This is a genomic window from uncultured Sphingorhabdus sp. (assembly GCF_937872355.1).
Taxonomy (GTDB): Bacteria; Pseudomonadota; Alphaproteobacteria; order Sphingomonadales; family Sphingomonadaceae; genus Sphingorhabdus_B.
This window is the reverse complement of sequence record NZ_CALMSV010000033.1, coordinates 1-16,851: the sequence shown is the minus strand read 5'-3', so window position 1 is coordinate 16,851 and position 16,851 is coordinate 1. Positions and strand designations below refer to the sequence as shown.

At 60.4% G+C, this 16,851-nt stretch carries 17 protein-coding genes and 1 pseudogene; 13 read left to right on the top strand and 5 right to left on the bottom strand.

Features of this window, described 5'->3' with window-relative positions:
- Positions 1 to 95: 95 nt before the first annotated feature.
- Entirely contained in the window at positions 96 to 713 is a 618-nt protein-coding gene (locus tag Q0239_RS01480; protein ID WP_298597255.1) for a hypothetical protein, read from the top strand.
- 68 nt (positions 714 to 781) lie between these two features.
- Positions 782 to 1,468 carry a 2,3-diphosphoglycerate-dependent phosphoglycerate mutase gene (gene gpmA, locus Q0239_RS01475; protein ID WP_298597252.1) on the top strand — a complete coding sequence of 229 codons (687 nt, stop codon included), beginning with the start codon at positions 782 to 784 and terminating at the stop codon, positions 1,466 to 1,468.
- Between the two features lie 3 nt (positions 1,469 to 1,471).
- Here the strand turns inward: gpmA and Q0239_RS01470 are convergent, their stop codons facing one another.
- On the bottom strand, positions 1,472 to 2,116 hold the full coding sequence (locus Q0239_RS01470) for a GGDEF domain-containing protein (protein ID WP_115549848.1): 645 nt from the start codon (positions 2,114 to 2,116) through the stop codon (positions 1,472 to 1,474).
- Positions 2,117 to 2,278: 162 nt separating this feature from the next.
- Here Q0239_RS01470 and purE point away from each other — a divergent pair, with 162 nt between their 5' ends.
- The 10 genes and pseudogenes from purE (at position 2,279) to Q0239_RS01420 (ending at position 11,552) form a co-directional block, all read left to right on the top strand.
- Positions 2,279 to 2,734: a 5-(carboxyamino)imidazole ribonucleotide mutase gene (gene purE / locus Q0239_RS01465; RefSeq protein WP_298597340.1), complete on the top strand. Its 456-nt coding sequence runs from the start codon at positions 2,279 to 2,281 to the stop codon at positions 2,732 to 2,734.
- Positions 2,731 to 3,801: a 5-(carboxyamino)imidazole ribonucleotide synthase gene (locus Q0239_RS01460; protein ID WP_298597243.1), complete on the top strand. Its 1,071-nt coding sequence runs from the start codon at positions 2,731 to 2,733 to the stop codon at positions 3,799 to 3,801. The genes purE and Q0239_RS01460 overlap by 4 nt, the downstream gene beginning before the upstream one ends.
- Positions 3,802 to 3,839: 38 nt before the next feature.
- Positions 3,840 to 4,334 (top strand): dihydrofolate reductase, encoded by a 495-nt coding sequence (locus tag Q0239_RS01455; RefSeq protein WP_298597240.1) that lies wholly within the window; start codon positions 3,840 to 3,842, stop codon positions 4,332 to 4,334.
- 3 nt (positions 4,335 to 4,337) lie between these two features.
- Positions 4,338 to 5,534 carry a dipeptidase gene (locus tag Q0239_RS01450; protein ID WP_298597237.1) on the top strand — a complete coding sequence of 399 codons (1,197 nt, stop codon included), beginning with the start codon at positions 4,338 to 4,340 and terminating at the stop codon, positions 5,532 to 5,534.
- Positions 5,535 to 5,536: 2 nt separating this feature from the next.
- On the top strand, positions 5,537 to 6,463 hold the full coding sequence (locus Q0239_RS01445) for a bifunctional riboflavin kinase/FAD synthetase (RefSeq protein ID WP_298597339.1): 927 nt from the start codon (positions 5,537 to 5,539) through the stop codon (positions 6,461 to 6,463).
- Positions 6,460 to 7,296, top strand: a complete 837-nt coding sequence (locus tag Q0239_RS01440; RefSeq protein ID WP_298597234.1) for a hypothetical protein — start codon at positions 6,460 to 6,462, stop codon at positions 7,294 to 7,296. Before Q0239_RS01445 ends, Q0239_RS01440 begins: the two co-directional genes overlap by 4 nt.
- 72 nt (positions 7,297 to 7,368) lie before the next feature.
- The gene (ileS, locus tag Q0239_RS01435) at positions 7,369 to 10,314 is read left to right on the top strand and encodes an isoleucine--tRNA ligase (protein ID WP_298597231.1); all 2,946 of its coding nucleotides are present in this window, start codon (positions 7,369 to 7,371) and stop codon (positions 10,312 to 10,314) included.
- Positions 10,307 to 10,803 (top strand): annotated as a pseudogene (lspA, locus tag Q0239_RS01430) (signal peptidase II). The gene ileS and the pseudogene lspA overlap by 8 nt, the downstream one beginning before the upstream one ends.
- Positions 10,804 to 10,846: 43 nt before the next feature.
- On the top strand, positions 10,847 to 11,092 hold the full coding sequence (locus Q0239_RS01425) for a DUF3035 domain-containing protein (RefSeq protein ID WP_298597229.1): 246 nt from the start codon (positions 10,847 to 10,849) through the stop codon (positions 11,090 to 11,092).
- Positions 11,093 to 11,108: 16 nt separating this feature from the next.
- Positions 11,109 to 11,552 (top strand): DUF3035 domain-containing protein, encoded by a 444-nt coding sequence (locus Q0239_RS01420; protein WP_298597226.1) that lies wholly within the window; start codon positions 11,109 to 11,111, stop codon positions 11,550 to 11,552.
- Positions 11,553 to 11,558: 6 nt separating this feature from the next.
- Here the strand turns inward: Q0239_RS01420 and Q0239_RS01415 are convergent, their stop codons facing one another.
- The 4 genes from Q0239_RS01415 to Q0239_RS01400 all read right to left on the bottom strand — a co-directional run bounded on the left by Q0239_RS01415 (position 11,559) and on the right by Q0239_RS01400 (position 15,827).
- Complete coding sequence (locus Q0239_RS01415) at positions 11,559 to 12,278, bottom strand: helix-turn-helix transcriptional regulator (RefSeq protein ID WP_298597223.1); 720 nt, start codon at positions 12,276 to 12,278, stop codon at positions 11,559 to 11,561.
- A gap of 5 nt (positions 12,279 to 12,283) precedes the next feature.
- Positions 12,284 to 14,215, bottom strand: a complete 1,932-nt coding sequence (gene dxs, locus Q0239_RS01410; protein ID WP_298597221.1) for a 1-deoxy-D-xylulose-5-phosphate synthase — start codon at positions 14,213 to 14,215, stop codon at positions 12,284 to 12,286.
- A 63-nt stretch (positions 14,216 to 14,278) separates the two neighbouring features.
- Positions 14,279 to 14,743: a Fur family transcriptional regulator gene (locus tag Q0239_RS01405; protein ID WP_298597218.1), complete on the bottom strand. Its 465-nt coding sequence runs from the start codon at positions 14,741 to 14,743 to the stop codon at positions 14,279 to 14,281.
- Between the two features lie 43 nt (positions 14,744 to 14,786).
- Positions 14,787 to 15,827, bottom strand: coding sequence for an alcohol dehydrogenase catalytic domain-containing protein (locus tag Q0239_RS01400; protein WP_298597216.1), 1,041 nt, complete (start codon positions 15,825 to 15,827; stop codon positions 14,787 to 14,789).
- A 102-nt stretch (positions 15,828 to 15,929) separates the two neighbouring features.
- On the opposite strand from Q0239_RS01400, the gene Q0239_RS01395 reads away from it, so the two are divergent.
- The gene (locus Q0239_RS01395) at positions 15,930 to 16,799 is read left to right on the top strand and encodes a LysR family transcriptional regulator (protein ID WP_298597213.1); all 870 of its coding nucleotides are present in this window, start codon (positions 15,930 to 15,932) and stop codon (positions 16,797 to 16,799) included.
- Positions 16,800 to 16,851 lie beyond the last annotated feature (52 nt).

Here is a 16,851-nt window from a genome sequence, read left to right as displayed (position 1 = left end):
CCACCTGACCTATGTTCGCCGCCCCTGCTTGCGGCGGCGATTTATTTCGGATATTTAATATCCATATTGATTCGCTATTTCAAGGAAAAAGCCCCATGACCCGCAAGCTGCACCGCATTACCGGGGGCGTAATCGCGCTCTTTCTTTTCACCCATCTTGCGGTGCATCTGTTCGCGCTCGCCGGGCCGGAGGCGCATAATGCGGCGCAGAAATCGGTGCAGTGGATCTATCGGAACCCGCTCGTCGAGCCACTGCTCATCGCCGCCCTGCTGTTCCAGATCGGCCTCGGTATCCGCCTCGCGCTGCGTCGCTGGCACGAACCGGGCAAGAGCCGCTGGGCCAAGCTGCAGCTGGCGAGCGGTTTTTACCTCGCTTACTTCATTGTCGCGCACAGCGGCGCCGCGCTTTACACCCGCTACGGTGCCGGATTGGACACCAACTTCCTTTGGGTGTCCGGTCCGTTGCTACATGCCAAAATGCAGGGCTATTTCTATCCCTATTACGCCCTAGCCGTGCTGTCGGTCGGGGCACATCTGGGCGCGATCCTGCATTTCAACGGGAAAGAAAAAGCGGCCCGGATCGCGGCGTGGAGTGCCGTCCCGGTGGTGCTGGCCTATTGGGCAAGCTTTGGCGGCTGGCTGTATCCGGTAGAAATCCACCCCGATTACCGCGATTATTATGATGGTCTGTTAGCGATTATCGGGCTGCCCTGAGGCTTGCGTCCGAGGGCGGACCGCCCTAAGCGCGCGCTGAAAGCACCACCTGCTCAAAGGACACTCCCATGCCCAAGCTCATCCTTATCCGCCACGGCCAGTCACAATGGAATCTGGAAAACCGCTTCACCGGTTGGTGGGATGTTGATGTCACCGAAAAGGGTGCGGCGGAGGCCTGGGCCGCAGGGGAGCTGATGAAGGCAAAAGGCATTGCGCCCGACACCTGCTTTACCAGCGTGCAGACCCGCGCGATCAAGACGCTCAATCTCGCGCTGGAGGCGATGGGCCGCCTGTGGCTGCCCGTCACCAAGGACTGGCACCTCAACGAACGCCATTATGGCGGCCTGACCGGCCTCGACAAGGCCGAGACGGCAGCGAAGCATGGCGACGAGCAGGTCCATATCTGGCGCCGCAGTTTCGACATTCCGCCGCCGCCGCTCGACGCCGATTCGCCCTATGACCTGTCAAAAGACCCCCGCTATGCCGGCATCGCCATCCCCAATACCGAAAGCCTGAAGGATACGATCGCCCGCGTGCTACCTTATTGGGAAGGCGTGATAGCGCCCGAACTGAAAGCCGGAAAAACCGTGCTGATCTCAGCCCATGGCAACAGCTTGCGCGCACTCGTAAAGCACTTGTCGGGTATTTCGGATGCCGAAATCACCGGCCTTGAAATCCCCACCGGGCAGCCGATTGTTTACGAACTGGATGATGCGCTGAACGCGACCGACCGCTATTATCTGTCAGAGCGTTAAAAACTAACGCGCGTCCTCTCCATATTTGGAGCGTTTGTCTGCATACATGGTACGGTCTGCCTCGATGAGAACCTCGCTGGCACGCGAACCGGACTCGATGAGGCAATGGCCAACCGACACGTCAATTTTCAAAGTCGGCCCGGCTGTCTTCACTGGCAGCGCTGTCAGCAGTGCGCGGACTGACTCTGCCTTTTCTGCAAGCTTTTCTGCCGAAATCGAATCGAGCAAAACGGCAAACTCGTCACCACCCATGCGCGCAACGACATCCGATTTGCGCGTCGCGGAAGACAGCGCCTCCGCAATCGCGCAAAGCACATTGTCACCAGCGACATGGCCATGCGTGTCGTTTACCTGTTTCAGCCGGTCGACATCAAGGTAGAGAAGTCCAAAAGTCCCGCCATAACGGTGCGCGCGCCAGCACCAGCGATCAAGTTCCTGCATAAGATAGCGACGGTTGAACAAGGGCGTCAGCGTGTCGATTGTTGCCAGCCGTTCCAACTCGGCCACACGGGCTTTCAGATGCAAATTTTCGCGCACAAGCGCATCGCTGCGATCGTTCGCATTGGCAGGAGAAATTTGATCGTTGCGCTTCAGCATCTTGGCCCCGGTTATGTTTTGCGACCCGGATAGCCGTTGTTTTTTGCGCATACAGTGTATTTCTGAATAAATTGCAACTATTTACGTCTCTGACGCATTCTGCCTTCGGCAATTGCGCTTGCGGAAAGGCGTCGCTACAGAGCTAGTCCTCGGAACAGAAGGGCAAATCAGGGACATCAGGTGGATAGCACAGCACCATTGGTCGGCATCATCATGGGCAGCCGTTCGGATTGGGAAACCATGCGCGAGGCATCGTCTGTGCTCGCAGCCCTCGGCGTTGCGCATGAGTGCAAGGTGGTGTCGGCGCACCGCACGCCCGACCGGCTTGTAAGCTACGCCAAAAACGCTGTCGACCGCGGGCTGAAATGCATCATCGCAGGTGCCGGCGGGGCAGCCCATCTGCCCGGCATGGTTGCGTCGATGACCCGCCTGCCGGTGCTGGGCGTACCCGTTCAGTCGCGCGCGCTTGACGGTATGGATAGCCTCTTATCCATAGTTCAAATGCCCGGCGGAATTCCGGTTGGAACGCTGGCCATAGGCAAAGCGGGGGCAACCAATGCCGGCTTGCTCGCCGCAGCGATGCTAGCCACCAGCGACCCGGAATTGGCAGAGCGTCTGGACGCCTGGCGCGCGGCGCAAACCGAATCAGTCAGCGAGACCCCCGAATGACGAAGCTGCCGCCGGGCTCCACCATTGGTATATTGGGCGGCGGGCAATTGGGAAAAATGCTTGCCATTGCTGCGACGCAGATGGGCTATCGCTGCCATATCTATGCCCCCGAGGAAAATTCGATCGCAGCCGAAGTGGCCGCCGAATTTACTTGCGCTCCTTATGACGATGTCGCCGCACTTTCGACCTTTGCCGATAGCTGCGATGTCATTACCTATGAGTTTGAAAATGTGCCCGTAGCGCCCTTGCGCGTCATCGAAGCGGGCACACCAATCCGGCCCAATATCAGGGCGCTGGAAATCGCGCAGGATCGGGTTGAGGAAAAACTTTTCGCCAGTCGCCTGGGCGGCAAGACCGCACCCTTCGAAATTGTCGGCGAACGGCAGGATGCCAGTGCCGCATTTGAAAGAGTGGGCTTTCCCGCGATATTGAAGACCATCCGTATGGGTTATGATGGCAAGGGCCAGGCCCGCGTCGGCGAGCCACGTGACATATCAGAAGCATGGGCGCAGGTCGGTCGCCAACCTTCAATTGCAGAAGCCATGATCCACTTCGACGCCGAATTTTCGGTGATTCTGACACGGGGCACCAATGGCGAAATCCGTTTCTGGGACAGCCCGCGCAACCGGCACGAAGGCGGAATATTGGCGCATTCGACACTGCCCGCCGGACCGCTAATCGAAGACCAGCAGGCTGAAGCGCGCAAGCTGGCGGCGGCGGCGGCTGAAGAATTGGAATATGTCGGGGTGATGACGATGGAGTTTTTCGCCACTGCCAACGGCCCGCTGTTCAACGAGATGGCGCCCCGCGTTCACAATAGCGGCCACTGGACGATCGAAGGCTCCGCCACCAGTCAGTTCGAAAACCATATTCGCGCGGTGTGCGACCTGCCTTTAGGTGCGACAGACCTTACGGCTGATCGGGTGGAGATGGAAAACCTCATCGGCGATGATGCCAATGATTGGGAGCGCCTGTTTGCGGACGACGACGCCAACGTCCATCTTTATGGCAAGGGCGCACCCAGCCCCGGTCGCAAAATGGGCCATGTAACGCGGCTCTATCGATAGGCCTTGTCAGGCCGGAAGCGACTGGGCAAAGCAGCGGCATGAATCATCCCGAAATCATCCTGGTGGTGGCGCGTGCCGATAATGGCGTGATTGGCGCCGATGGCGACCTGCCCTGGCGTATCCCGGCGGACCTCAGGCATTTCAAGCAGGTGACCAAGACCCTGCCGATGATCATGGGACGCAAGACCTTTGACAGCCTGCCAGGGCTGCTCGAAGGGCGCCGCCATATAGTACTGACTCGCGACCCCGAATGGGCAGAAGAAGGCGCGGAAGTCGCGCATTCGGTCGAGGGCGCGCTGAAACTCGCCAATGGTCCGCATGTCTGCATTATCGGCGGAGCTGAAATCTATCGCCTGTTCCTTCCCAGGGCAGACCGGGTCGAGCTCACCGAAGTCAAGACCAAGCCAGAAGGCGACACCATGCTGGAGGCGTTTGATAGCAAGGACTGGCAGGAGACTTCGCGGGTATCGCACCCCGCAGAGGGAAGTACGCCCGCCTTCGATTTCGTGACACTGGTGCGCAAGGAGGGGTAGCGCATGCGTAAGTTTTTCTGGGGGATTGTCGCCCTGCTCTTGATAGGCGCGGTCGGCTTTTTCGGCATCGCGCCAGGCTATGTCGAAGCATCGATGAACAAGGTCGATGGCAAGCCATTGCCCAAAGTGAGCGCCGAGGCGATTGCGCTGCACAAGACGCTGACCATCGTCGACCTGCACTCCGATACGCTGATGTGGAAACGCGATATGCTCGAGCGCGCCGAGCGGGGGCATATGGATTTGCCGCGCCTCGTCGAAGGCAATGTCGCGCTACAGGTTTTTTCGAGCGTTTCGAAAACGCCCAAGGGGCAGAATTACGACGCCAATGGAGCGGATAGCGATAACATCACATTGCTGGCAGTCGCGCAGATGCAGCCGGTGCGGACATGGAATTCGCTGCTCGAACGATCACTGTGGCATTCGAAGAAGCTGCATTTGGCCGAGGCCGCCAGCGATAGCGACGGCGGATTGCGGCTAGTCGATACGAGTAGCAAGATCGATAGCCTGCTTGCCGCACGCAAGGGCGTCCGTTCGGTCCCGGTGGGCGGATTGCTCTCCATCGAAGGCCTGCAAAACCTCGAAGGCAAGGCCGAAAATCTCGACAAGCTTTACGCCGCCGGTTTCCGCATGGCGGGCATCACCCATTTCTTCGACAATGAACTCGCAGGATCGATGCATGGCATCAAAAAGGGCGGACTGACCCAGCTGGGGCGCGAGGTCATCCAGCGGATGGAAGACAAAGGCATGATTGTCGATATCGCCCATTGCAGCCGCCAGTGCGTCACCGAGATATTGGCAATGGCGCGCCGTCCGGTCGTCTCCAGCCATGGCGGGGTGCAGGCGACCTGCAAGGTCAACCGCAACCTCTCTGACGAGCATATCAAGGGCGTCGCCAAGACCGGTGGCATCATCGGCATCGGTTATTGGGATGGCGCCATCTGCGACACCAGCCCCAAATCGGTGGCGAAGGCGATGAAGCATGTCCGTGATCTGGTCGGCATCCAACATGTCGCGCTGGGTAGCGATTATGACGGCGCGACCACGGTGCGTTTCGATACTTCGAAGCTGGCGCAGGTGACTCAGGCGCTGATGGACGAAGGCTTCACCGCCGATGAAATCCGCGCCGTGATGGGCGGCAATGCCATCCGCGTGCTGCGCGAAGGACTGAAACCCATGGCAAAGGCACCGCCCGCCGCATGAACATCCCCCGCCTATCCTCCCGCGATCCCATGCCCGAGGCGCTGCGCGGCGCCGTGGTCGCGTTGGGCAATTTCGATGGCTTCCACCTTGGCCATCAAGCCGTGGCGGGCGAAGCCATTCGGCAAGCGAAGGCCGCGGGGAAGCCAGCGATCATTGCCACTTTTGATCCGCACCCAGTGCGCTTCTTTGCGTCGCATGTGCCCTGGTTCCGGCTGACCACGCTTGAGCAGCGGCAGCGGCTGTTTGCAGAGGCAGGTGCCGATGCGATGCTGGGGTTCGATTTCGATGCCGAACTCGCCGCAACCACGGCAGAGGATTTTGTCATCAAATTGTTGGCCGAACGGCTGGGCGTTTCGGGCGTGGTCACTGGTGAGGATTTCACCTTTGGCAAGGCGCGCGGCGGCAACACCGATGTGCTGCGCGATCTGGGCGCGGCGCATGGCATCACTGCAACCACTGTGGGTCCAGTCACCGACGCGGGCGGCGTGATCTCCTCCAGCCGCATCCGCGACGCTTTGAAGGCGGGCGAGTGCGACGTGGCAACGCGCCTCCTCACCCGGCCCTTCGCGATCGAGGCGGTCGTCCAGCATGGCGACAAAAATGGCCGCGACCTCGGCTTTCCCACTGCCAATATGGACATGGGCCACTATCTGCGCCCGCGTTATGGCGTCTATGCGGTGCGCGGGAAGCTGCCCGATGGCCGCGTGCTCGACGGCGCCGCCAATGTCGGTATCCGCCCGCAGTTCGAGCCGCCCAAGGAATTGCTCGAGCCGCATTTCTTCGATTTCGCCGAGATGATCTATGACCAGATGATCGAAGTCGAATTCCACGCCTTTCTGCGGCCTGAAGGCAAATATGACAGCCTCGACGCTCTGATCGCGCAGATCGCCAAGGATTGCGAAGATGCGAAGGCGGCGTTGAAGGCATGAGAGCCTCCAAAGGCACCACCATCATCGTCCTTGCGCTGACAGCACTCTTCTTTGCCTTCACCCTGATCCATGCCAGCTGGCTGGCCGACGCGCCTAAGGGTGGGCCGAAGCTGGTTGCGGACAAGGGCGTTGCGCCGGTGCTTGGGGAGGACGGATGCGTGTCTGCGGCCAATGCGGGCTATGGCGCGGTTGCCGTCGGCCCTGATCTGGCGGCGTTGCAACTGGCGGCAGGGGCGGAGGCCGATGCCGTGCACGTTCCGGTGGAAATGGCCGATGGAAAACTGGTGCCTGTGCGCCAGTTTGCCAGCAGATGCGCCGCCGATCTGGCGCAACCGCGCCCCGATGTTGCGGCCACAGCCTACAGTCTCTCGCGCCCCGAACTGTCCCGACGGCCCAACGCTGCCGCCCCCGAACCGCCCGCACTCGCCAGGCTTCCCGCCGGGGATCGCCGCCATATCCTGATTGGCGACGAGGCGGCGGTTGCCGCTGCAAAAGCCGAACGCCCGGCGATGCGCGCCTTCACCGTCGCTTCTGCCCGTCAATGCGCAGCTGACTATCGCGGTTCGCTGTTGGGCTCCGTCCCCGAAAGCTGCGCCAATGGCGTGATGCTGCTGACGCTGGATGAACTGGGCTTCACCCTCTGGGTCTGGCCCAACCGCTTCCTCGACCGCATGGCCAATGCGAAAACAACGGTCATCATCGCGCAGGATGTAGCGGATGGTAAGATCAAAGGGCTCACCGATGTCCGCCAATATGGTGAAATTGCCAGCGGCTTTAACGGCTATGTCTGGGTCGACAGGATTGAGGAGCTGGGGCCTGCCTTGCGGCGGTAAGTCCCTCTCCCAAGGAGAGAGGGGTTTCTTGGCTTTATCCCAGCCGCGTAATCCCCTAAGCACCCGCGCGATATGACCGAAAAGCAAGACTATAAAGACACCGTCTTCCTGCCGAAGACCGAATTCCCGATGAAGGCTGGCCTGCCGCAGAAGGAACCGGGCATATTGGCAAAGTGGGAAGCGGACGGGCTGTACCATAAGCTGCGCGAGGCCCGCGCTGGCCGCGAAAAGTTCATCCTCCACGATGGCCCGCCCTATGCCAATGGCGACATGCATATCGGCCATGCGCTCAACCATATCCTGAAAGACATGGTCTGCCGCACGCAGAGCTTGCTCGGCAAGGATGCGCCTTATGTGCCCGGCTGGGATTGCCACGGCCTGCCCATCGAGTGGAAGGTCGAGGAGCAATATCGCAAGAAAAAGCTCAACAAGGATGAGGTTCCGGTCAAGGAATTCCGCGCCGAATGCCGCGCCTATGCCCAGCATTGGGTGAATGTGCAGCGCGAGCAGGTGAAGCGGCTCGGCATCCTCGGCAATTGGGACAAGCCCTATCTGACGATGGATTTCGACAGCGAGGCGACGATTGTTTCCGAACTGCTGAAATTTGCCGAAAGCGGCCAACTCTATCGCGGCGCCAAGCCGGTGATGTGGTCGCCGGTGGAAAAGACCGCCTTGGCCGAGGCCGAGGTGGAATATGAGGATATCACCTCGACCCAGATCGATGTGGCGTTTGAAATCACCGAAAGCCCGATCCCCGAACTGGTTGGCGCTTATGCGGTGATCTGGACGACGACGCCCTGGACGATCCCGGTCAACCAGGCGATCGCTTATGGGCCGGATGTTGAGTATGTGGTGGTCACTTCAAATGGCAAACGCTGCTTGGTTGCAAAAGATTTGGATCAAGCTTTCCAAGTCCGTTCCGACCAACGAGCAGGACTGGCTGAAATACTTGGTGAAGTCCCTGAGAAGGAACGTAGCTGGGAAGTAGACGGCCCGACGAGCGAAATCGGTACCATCAAAGGCTCCGACCTAGCCGGAACCGTTGCCCGCCACCCGATGCACCATCTCGGCGGCTTCTTTGTCAAGCCCCGCCCCTTCCTGCCCGGTGATTTCGTCACCACTGATAGCGGCACCGGGCTTGTCCATATGGCGCCCGATCATGGCGAGGATGACTTTGAGCTTTGCAAGGCGCACGGCATCGAGCCGCAATTCGCGGTCGAGGGCGATGGCAAATATCGCGCCGACTGGGCTTGGCTCGGCGGGCAGGGCAGCGTCATCAACCCCAAATTCAACGCGCCCGATGGCCCCATTTGCACCGACCTGCGCGAGGCAGGCGGCCTGCTCGCCGCCAGCGCGGATTACCAGCACAGCTATCCGCATAGCTGGCGGTCGAAAGCCAAAGTCATCTATCGCTGCACCCCGCAATGGTTTGTGCCGATGGATAAACCCGTCGCCCCGGCGCAGGCCGGGGCCGCCGGAGGCCTAGCTCAACCGGCGACGGATAAACCGATGGCGGCCCCTGCCTTCGCAGGGGCGACGATTGTCGAGGACGGACCCGACAAGGTCGGCCACGCGGCAACCTCATCCACCCTGCGCGAAACCGCGATGTCCGAAATCAACCGCGTCCGCTTCGTCCCCGAAAAGGGCCGCAACCGCATCGGTTCGATGGTCGAGGGCCGCCCTGACTGGGTGCTCAGCCGCCAGCGCGCATGGGGCGTGCCGATCACGCTGTTTGTCGATCGCAAGACCGGGCAATATCTGAACGACGCGGGCGTGAACGCACGCATTGTCGAGGCAATCAAGGCCGAAGGCGTCGATGCCTGGGAAGCGGCGCGCGCACAGGAATATCTGGGCGCGGACTATAAGGCCGAGGATTATGAGCAGGTGTTCGACATCCTCGACGTCTGGTTCGATTCGGGCTGCACCCATGTCTTCACGCTCGAAAGCGGCAAATGGCCCGAGCTAAGCTGGCCCGCCGACCTTTATCTCGAAGGCAGCGACCAGCATCGTGGCTGGTTCCAGTCTTCGCTCCTGCAAAGCTGCGGCACGCGCGGCCGCGCGCCGTACAACGCCGTCCTCACCCATGGCTTCACCATGGACGCCAAGGGCCTGAAAATGTCGAAGTCGGTGGGCAACACCGTCGACCCGCTGAAGGTAATGGAAACCAACGGTGCAGACATCATCCGGCTGTGGGCGCTGTCGGTCGATTTCACCGAAGATCACCGCATCGGCGATGAAATCCTGAAGGGTGTGGCCGACCAGTATCGCAAGCTGCGCAATACCTTCCGCTATCTGCTCGGCGCACTGGAGGGGTTCAGCGAGGAAGAGCGGCAAGAGGCCAATCTGCCCCCGCTTGAGCGTTATATCTTGAGCGAGCTGGCTTATCTCGACCGCAAATTGCGCAAGGCCGTCGATGATTTTGACTTTAACAGTTACGTCCGTGCGCTTACCGATTTCTGCAACGAAGACCTGTCTGCCTTCTTCTTCGATATCCGCAAGGACTGCCTCTATTGCGACGGCGTCGATTCACACAAGCGACGCTCCTACCGCTCGGTGCTGGACATATTGTTCAACGCGTTGGTGCGGTACGCAGCGCCTGTGCTCGTCTTTACGGCAGAGGAAGTCTGGCAGTCACGCTATCCGGGATCGGATTCGGTGCACCTGCTCGAATGGCCAGAAATCGGCCGTTGGGAAGATGACGATCTGGGCACCGAATGGACCGCCCTGCGTGCGCTGCGCGCTCAGGTTCTCGAGGCAATCGAGCCGATGCGGCGCGAGAAAGTGGTAGGTTCGGGATTGGAAGCGGAAGTGGCCGTGCCCGCTTCAGCGGCGCTCAGCCTGCAACCCGAAGCACTCGCCGAGCTGTTTATTACCGCCAAGGTCAGACTGGCCGACGGCGAGGCCGTGGAGGTATCGCGGACGGACGACCACAAATGCGGCCGCTGCTGGCGGCATTTGCCCGAAGTGGCAGAGGATGGCGCGCTTTGCGGGCGTTGCGACGAGGTGCTGAATGGGTAATGCAAAATTCCGCCTGCAGGGCCTGATGCTCGCCAGCTTTCTGTTCATTGCCGATCAGGCGGTGAAGTTCATCATGATCGGCCCGCTGGCGCTGCAAAGCCGGCGGCAGATCCATATCGTCTCTTTCTTCGACCTGACTGGGCCGAAAATCGCGGCGTATCGATGGGCTTTCTGGAGGCGGGGAGCGAGCTGGAACGCTGGCTGCTCGTCGGCCTCACCGCGTTGATCGCGGGCGTGGTTGGCGTATGGATGTGGCGCGAGAAATTGCGCGGTGATGTGCTTGCACTGGCGATGGTGCTGGGCGGGGCGCTGGGCAACATCGTTGATCGGGTGCGTTATGGCTATGTCGTCGACTATGCCGACCTGCATTTCGGCAGCTTCCGCCCGTTCTGGATTTTCAACCTTGCCGATGCCTGCATCACCATCGGTGTGCTGATATTGCTTGCCCGCGCGTTCCTGATACGCGACAAGGGCGGCGATAATTTATAAGCGTTCATCCCGCATCAAGCGGGAAAGGGATAGCGGAGTAGAAATGACGCGCAAGTTCATCATAGCATCAGCAAGCCTGCTGGCACTCACCGCGCTTTCCGGCTGCGGCACTTCAAGCGTGCTGGACCGCGAACGGCCCGACGAATTCGCCGTCGGTCGCGCAGCGCCGATTGTGGTGCCCGCTGATCTCAATACCCTGCCGACGCCGCAGCCAGGCGCGGCGCGCCCGCAAGAAGGCGAGACCAAGGCAGCGATGCTCGAAGCCATGTTCGGCGCGCCGAAACAGTAAGGACCGGAAAAGAGCCATGAAGAAGAATCTCGCCCTTGCTGCCAGCACCTCCGCGATGCTGCTTGCTCTTTCCGGCTGCCAGTCGGTCGGCAACGCCTATCAGGCTCTGTATGACTTTGACATTCGCGGCGACAGCGCCCCGCAAGCAGCAACCACCAGCCGCGTGGCTCCCTTGGTCGTCCCGCCCGATTATCCGTTGCTACCCGCGCAAGCCGGTGTGCCGCGCCAGAATGACGGTAACACGCCCGAACAGGTCCTCGAAGCGATGTTCGGCGGCGATGCCTCCCGCTCCGCCGGTGAACGCGCGGTTGTAGCCGCGGCAGGCAACAGCGAAATGGGCATCCGCTCGACCGTGGGCGACCCCGAAACAACAACGGTGAACAAGGGTGCCGTCACCCGCGACATCATCGCCGCACCGGAAGGTGACGGGCAAAGCGCACAGGCAGCTGTTCCGCAATAACCCCAGTCAGGGTTTCACGGAAAATCGGAGGCGATAGGGTGTCGCTGGCTGGGCGTCCGCCTTGCTGCGGAAATTCATATAAGGTTTGCGATTGAACCAAAGCTCGTGCCGCTTTCCCGTGCGCGCGATACAATTGAGTGTATAGCTTTTGCCATCTGTCGACTGTTCCGGTTTTCCGCTGCATTCGGGATAGGTCGCCCGGTCAACCTGCACGAAACTGAAACTGTCCGGGGCCATTGGCCGATCGAACCGGACGGTCAGCTTGTACGGACCCGGCTTGATCTGTGATCCGTTGACCGGATAGGTTGAAACAACCGTTGCCGCAGAACCAGCCGGAGCTGGGCTGTTCATCGAAAATAGAAAAGCCGCGCTGGCGAGCAGAGTTGCTGAAACGATCATGACGAGAATCCCTTTGTTGATGCCTGTTTGCGCAAGCGTGTGACCCACTTGCGCTTTCACATCAGTCACCGCTTCGGATGGCTTGGGATATCCAAATTCCTTGTCCCCAAAATTTTTGGGACTGTCTGCTTCGGCCAGCGCCAGCACTCGCGCGGCTTCCCGACTGCTACCCACGCCTAGTTTGCGTCGCGCATCGCGCAAACGCTCATTCACCACATGGGTCGATAGATCGAGGTGTCGCGCAATGCTTTTCGCGTCATGCCCAACCAGCAGAAGCCGCAGCACATCCTTTTCACGCTCGAGCAAAGCCGAAACGTCGTGCGCCATGCCGGTCAGGCCCGAACCCCGGCTTCCTCCACACCCGCGCTGTTATGGCGCAGCGCCTTCAGCACGGTGTCGACAATCTGCGGCGCGTTCAGCCCCGCTTCGTCATATTGCTTCTGCGGGTTATCATGTTCCTGAAAGACGTCGGGCAGGCGCATCGTGCGGATTTTCAGGCCCGCATCGGTGAGGCCAAGATCGCTCGCCAGCGTCAGCACATGCGCACCCAGGCCGCCAATGGAGGCTTCCTCTACGGTTACAACGACCTCATGCGTCGCCATCAGGCGGCGGATCAGGTCTTCATCGAGCGGCTTGGCAAAGCGCAAATCGGCAACCGTGGTCGACAGGCCTTTGGCATCCAAGGTGTCAGCGGCCTTGAGCGCTTCTGCGAGGCGGGTTCCCAATGACAGTATCGCCACCGACTTGCCTTCGCGCACGACGCGACCCTTGCCGATTTCCAGCCGTTGCGGAACTTCGGGCAGAGGCACCCCAATGCCATTGCCGCGCGGATAGCGGAAGGCGATCGGACCGCTGTCATGGCAGGCGGCGGTATAGGTCATGTGCACCAATTCCGCTTCGTCGGCGGCAGCCATCACCACCATATTGGGCAGCGTCGCCAGATAGGTGACATCGAACGAACCGGCATGGGTGCTGCCATCGGCGCCGACCAGACCGGCACGGTCGATCGCGAATCGCACCGGCAGGTTCTGGATGCAGACATCGTGCACCACCTGATCATAAGCACGCTGCAGGAAGGTCGAATAGATCGCGCAGAAGGGGCGCATCCCCTGCGCTGCCAATCCGGCAGCGAAGGTCACCGCATGTTGTTCGGCAATCCCCACGTCGAAAGAGCGTGTGGGGTGCGCCTGCGCGAACTTGTCGACGCCGGTGCCAGTCGGCATCGCGGCCGTGATGGCCACAATCCGGTCGTCGGTTTCGGCCAGCTTGGCGAGCGTTTCGCCGAAGACATTCTGGTAGGCGGGCGGGCCGCCGCCGGGCCCCTTGTCCTGCTTGCCGGTGATGACGTCGAATTTGACGACGCCATGATATTTGTCTGCCGCCGCCTCGGCCGGGGCATAGCCATGACCCTTTTTGGTGACGACATGGATCAGGCACGGCCCCTCTGCCGCATCGCGGACATTTTCGAGGACGGGGATGAGATGATCGAGATTGTGCCCGTCAATCGGGCCGACATAGTAAAAGCCCAGCTCCTCGAACAGCGTGCCGCCCATCGCCATGCCGCGCGCGAATTCGTCGGTCTTGCGCGCCGCGATATGCAGCGGCTCGGGCAATTTGCGCGAGATGCGCTTGGCGACTTCACGCAAAGACAGGAAGGGCCGCGACGATACCAGCCGCGCCAGATAGGCCGAAAGCCCGCCCACTGGCGGCGCGATCGACATGTCGTTGTCGTTCAAAATGACGACCAGCCGGTTGCCCGCCGCCTGCGCATTGTTCATCGCCTCATAGGCCATGCCCGCCGACATCGAGCCATCACCGATCACGGCAATAGCCTTGCCCGGCTTGTCGTTCAGCTTGTTGGCAATTGCGAAACCGAGTGCGGCCGAAATAGAGGTTGAGCTGTGCGCCGCGCCGAAAGGATCATATTCGCTCTCGGTCCGCTTGGTGAAGCCCGAGAGCCCGCCACCGGTGCGCAGCGTGCGGATGCGGTCGCGACGCCCAGTCAGGATCTTGTGCGGATAGCATTGGTGGCCGACATCCCAGACCAACCGGTCTTCAGGAGTGTTGAACACATAATGGATCGCGGTGGTCAGTTCGACGACGCCAAGGCCCGCCCCCAGATGCCCGCCGGTAACCGAGACCGCGCTGATCGTTTCGGTACGCAATTCGTCTGCCAACTGGCGGAGTTGGGAAGGTTCCAGCTTTCGGAGATCTGCGGGAATCTTGACCTTGTCGAGCAAGGGCGTGACGGGTGTATCAGTCATGCAAGGCAGCTTTAACGATGTTTGGAGGATGTGTCGAACGGGTTATTTGCCCGTAGCGCGTATCTAATCGCAGTCGGCGCAAGTGCCGCGCACTTCAACCACCGGGCGGACGGCATGGAAGCCTGCCGCCTCGGCGGCCTTACGGACATTGCCGGTCAGGCTGTCATCATCGATATGCGTCGCGCTGCCACAAGTGTCGCAAATCAGGAAGATGCAGTCGTGCAGGCATCCCGGGTGCGCGTTGGCGAGATAGGCGTTGGCGCTTTCCACACGACTGGCGAGGTTGTTCGACACAAACAGGTCGAGGATGCGATAGACGCTGTTGGGCGCTACGCGCTTGCCGCGTTTTTGCGAAACCAGATCGGCAATATCATAGGCCGAGGCAGGTTTGTCGAAAGTCGCGAGCACGGCGAAGATATCCGCCCGCATATCGGTCCACTGCTCACCTGCGGCTGTCAGCGCAGACTTGGCGGCATCGGCCAGATCATGGCCCTGATGTTCGTGATGATGATGTGCGTGCGTCGCCATGGCCGGAAATTTAGGCGTTCCGGCACGAATAGGCAAGCTAAGGCTAATCGGGGAGAAAAATCAGCTTCGGTCCGTTGTCCAGCATCGCGTCGGGTGCCTCGCTGAATTTTGCAGTTCGATGGGTGACATGTTCGGGGTGCAGTTTGCCGCAAGCGATGCAATCGACCACGTCAGGCAACCAGCGGCGCGCGCTGGCCCGGCTCGTCTGGAATCGTAAGCCTTTGTAATAGGCAGCGGTCAACGGCACAGGCGTAGTTTGCCCCAAATGGATCGATACGCTCGTCAAGATGCCGTCGGGCGCGCAAGACTGGATCGCGAATGCCAATGCCGGCGGTGTTCCGGCTGCCTCGACCACGATTTCGAATTGCTCCTTATGATCCCGGCCCTCGTTCAATCCTAGCGGTTCGGCACTGGCCCCCATGGCAATCGCCCGAGCACGGTTATCCGGATTATCATCCAGATAAAGTACGCGCCCCGCGCCAAGAGCAACGGCGGCTCCGGCAGCATAGAGCCCGACGCTCTGCGCCAGCCCTGCAACGATCAGCACCGACGCCCCAGGATATTCCGCGAGCTGCGGAGCAACCGCACGCCAGCCATCGGGAATATTGTCGGCTGCACTCGCCGCTGCAATGCTGTCGACAGCGTCCGGAACCGGGACCAGCATGTGATCGGCAAACGGCACCTTCACATAGTCACCAATAGCACCGCCAAAATCCTTTCGCCCATTGCCGCCAAGTCCAAATGCCGAATAGGCCGGGACTGACCGGCACGATGCCGTGAAGCCGCGCCGACAAGGGTCGCAGCTTCCGCAAGAAATCTGGAACGGAACGATGACACGTCGACCAGGTTGCACGCCTGCGCCTTCGCCGGCATCGATTACCTCGCCGACCATTTCATGGCCGAAACCAAATGGCCCCGCCATCGGAACGAAACCGGTGGCGATATAAAGGTCAAGATCGCAGCGCGCGACCACCAGCGGGCGCACCAGCGCGTCTGTGGGCGATTCGATTTTCGGCGCCGCAACCTCCCGCCATTCAAAGCTTCCGGGTTTGAGAAAGGTCAGTTGGTTGATGCTGCTGCTCATGGATTCTGCTCCGAAAAGTTGTTCGGGGCTTACCGTTGACAGCTTCACATCAATAGTTGCATGATTGCAAAACTATATTGCTTATTTGCAAAGGAAGCACAGTTGGCACTGGATCCGCGCGAACTTGATGATCTTGTTGCCATCGCCAAAACCGGTTCGCTTTCGGCTGCTGCCAAAAAGCGCGGCGTTGCGGTTTCCACCATTTCGCGCCGCATCGAAACACTCGAAACCAATCTGCATCTGCGGTTGATCGACCGCTTCACTAGAGGCGCGCAATTGACGCGCGCGGGAAGCGAGATTGCAGCCGCCGCAGAACCGCTTTCAGCCCAGATTGATCGCGTCCGGCGCGTTGCCGAAGCGCTGCAGGGGGAACTGGCCGAACTACCCGTGCGGGTAACGGCGACGGAGTTCGTCATTTCCGATGTCCTGGCGCCCCGGCTTGATCGGCTATGGGCAGCAGGTGCGCATTTTCCGGTTCACCTCCAATCCGAGGCTGCAGTCGTCAGTCTGGCGGGACGCGAGGCCGATATTGCCGTCCGTATGATCCGTCCCGAAGGAGCAAGCCTGGTGATCCAGAAATTGCCAGCCTTGCATTTGGGCCTGTTTGCATGCCGCAATGGTGAAAGATTGCCAGCGCCCGAAAGATTGCTGGTTTATGATGATAGTTATGGTCGGCTGCCCGAACTCGATTGGCTCGATTCGATCGGGCTACGCAAAAATGTCGTGATGCGCACCGCCAGCACCCGAAGCCTTTTAACGGCGGCACGATCCGGTGCGGGGGCAGCCTTGTTGCCCAAGGCGATTGCTCGCCGTTATCCGGACCTTATCCAAATCGATGTCGGCAGCAGTCCGCCATCACGAACCCCATGGTTGACCGTTCACCGCGATTTGCAGCGTCAACCATCGGTACGCCAGGTGCATAAATGGGTGCGCAATTGCTTCGCGTCGCTCGTTTCGGCGGAACAAAACTAGCGCGAAGCGCGCAGGTTCAGATCGTGGCCGAGTGCCAATATCGCGACGCCCA

Bases quoted from the DNA above. Each gene is read 5' to 3' on its own strand.
- gpmA (WP_298597252.1), top strand. From the start codon at position 782: ATGCCCAAGCTCATCCTTATCCGCCACGGCCAGTCACAATGGAATCTG.
- Q0239_RS01460 (WP_298597243.1), top strand. From the start codon at position 2,731: ATGACGAAGCTGCCGCCGGGCTCCACCATTGGTATATTGGGCGGCGGG.
- Q0239_RS01470 (WP_115549848.1), bottom strand. From the start codon at position 2,116: ATGCGCAAAAAACAACGGCTATCCGGGTCGCAAAACATAACCGGGGCC.
- Q0239_RS01405 (WP_298597218.1), bottom strand. From the start codon at position 14,743: ATGGCGACGCACGCACATCATCATCACGAACATCAGGGCCATGATCTG.
- Q0239_RS01450 (WP_298597237.1), top strand. From the start codon at position 4,338: ATGCGTAAGTTTTTCTGGGGGATTGTCGCCCTGCTCTTGATAGGCGCG.
- Q0239_RS01440 (WP_298597234.1), top strand. From the start codon at position 6,460: ATGAGAGCCTCCAAAGGCACCACCATCATCGTCCTTGCGCTGACAGCA.
- purE (WP_298597340.1), top strand. From the start codon at position 2,279: ATGGGCAGCCGTTCGGATTGGGAAACCATGCGCGAGGCATCGTCTGTG.
- Q0239_RS01455 (WP_298597240.1), top strand. From the start codon at position 3,840: ATGAATCATCCCGAAATCATCCTGGTGGTGGCGCGTGCCGATAATGGC.
- Q0239_RS01420 (WP_298597226.1), top strand. From the start codon at position 11,109: ATGAAGAAGAATCTCGCCCTTGCTGCCAGCACCTCCGCGATGCTGCTT.
- Q0239_RS01480 (WP_298597255.1), top strand. From the start codon at position 96: ATGACCCGCAAGCTGCACCGCATTACCGGGGGCGTAATCGCGCTCTTT.
- Q0239_RS01400 (WP_298597216.1), bottom strand. From the start codon at position 15,827: ATGAGCAGCAGCATCAACCAACTGACCTTTCTCAAACCCGGAAGCTTT.
- Q0239_RS01415 (WP_298597223.1), bottom strand. From the start codon at position 12,278: ATGGCGCACGACGTTTCGGCTTTGCTCGAGCGTGAAAAGGATGTGCTG.
- ileS (WP_298597231.1), top strand. From the start codon at position 7,369: ATGACCGAAAAGCAAGACTATAAAGACACCGTCTTCCTGCCGAAGACC.
- Q0239_RS01425 (WP_298597229.1), top strand. From the start codon at position 10,847: ATGACGCGCAAGTTCATCATAGCATCAGCAAGCCTGCTGGCACTCACC.
- dxs (WP_298597221.1), bottom strand. From the start codon at position 14,215: ATGACTGATACACCCGTCACGCCCTTGCTCGACAAGGTCAAGATTCCC.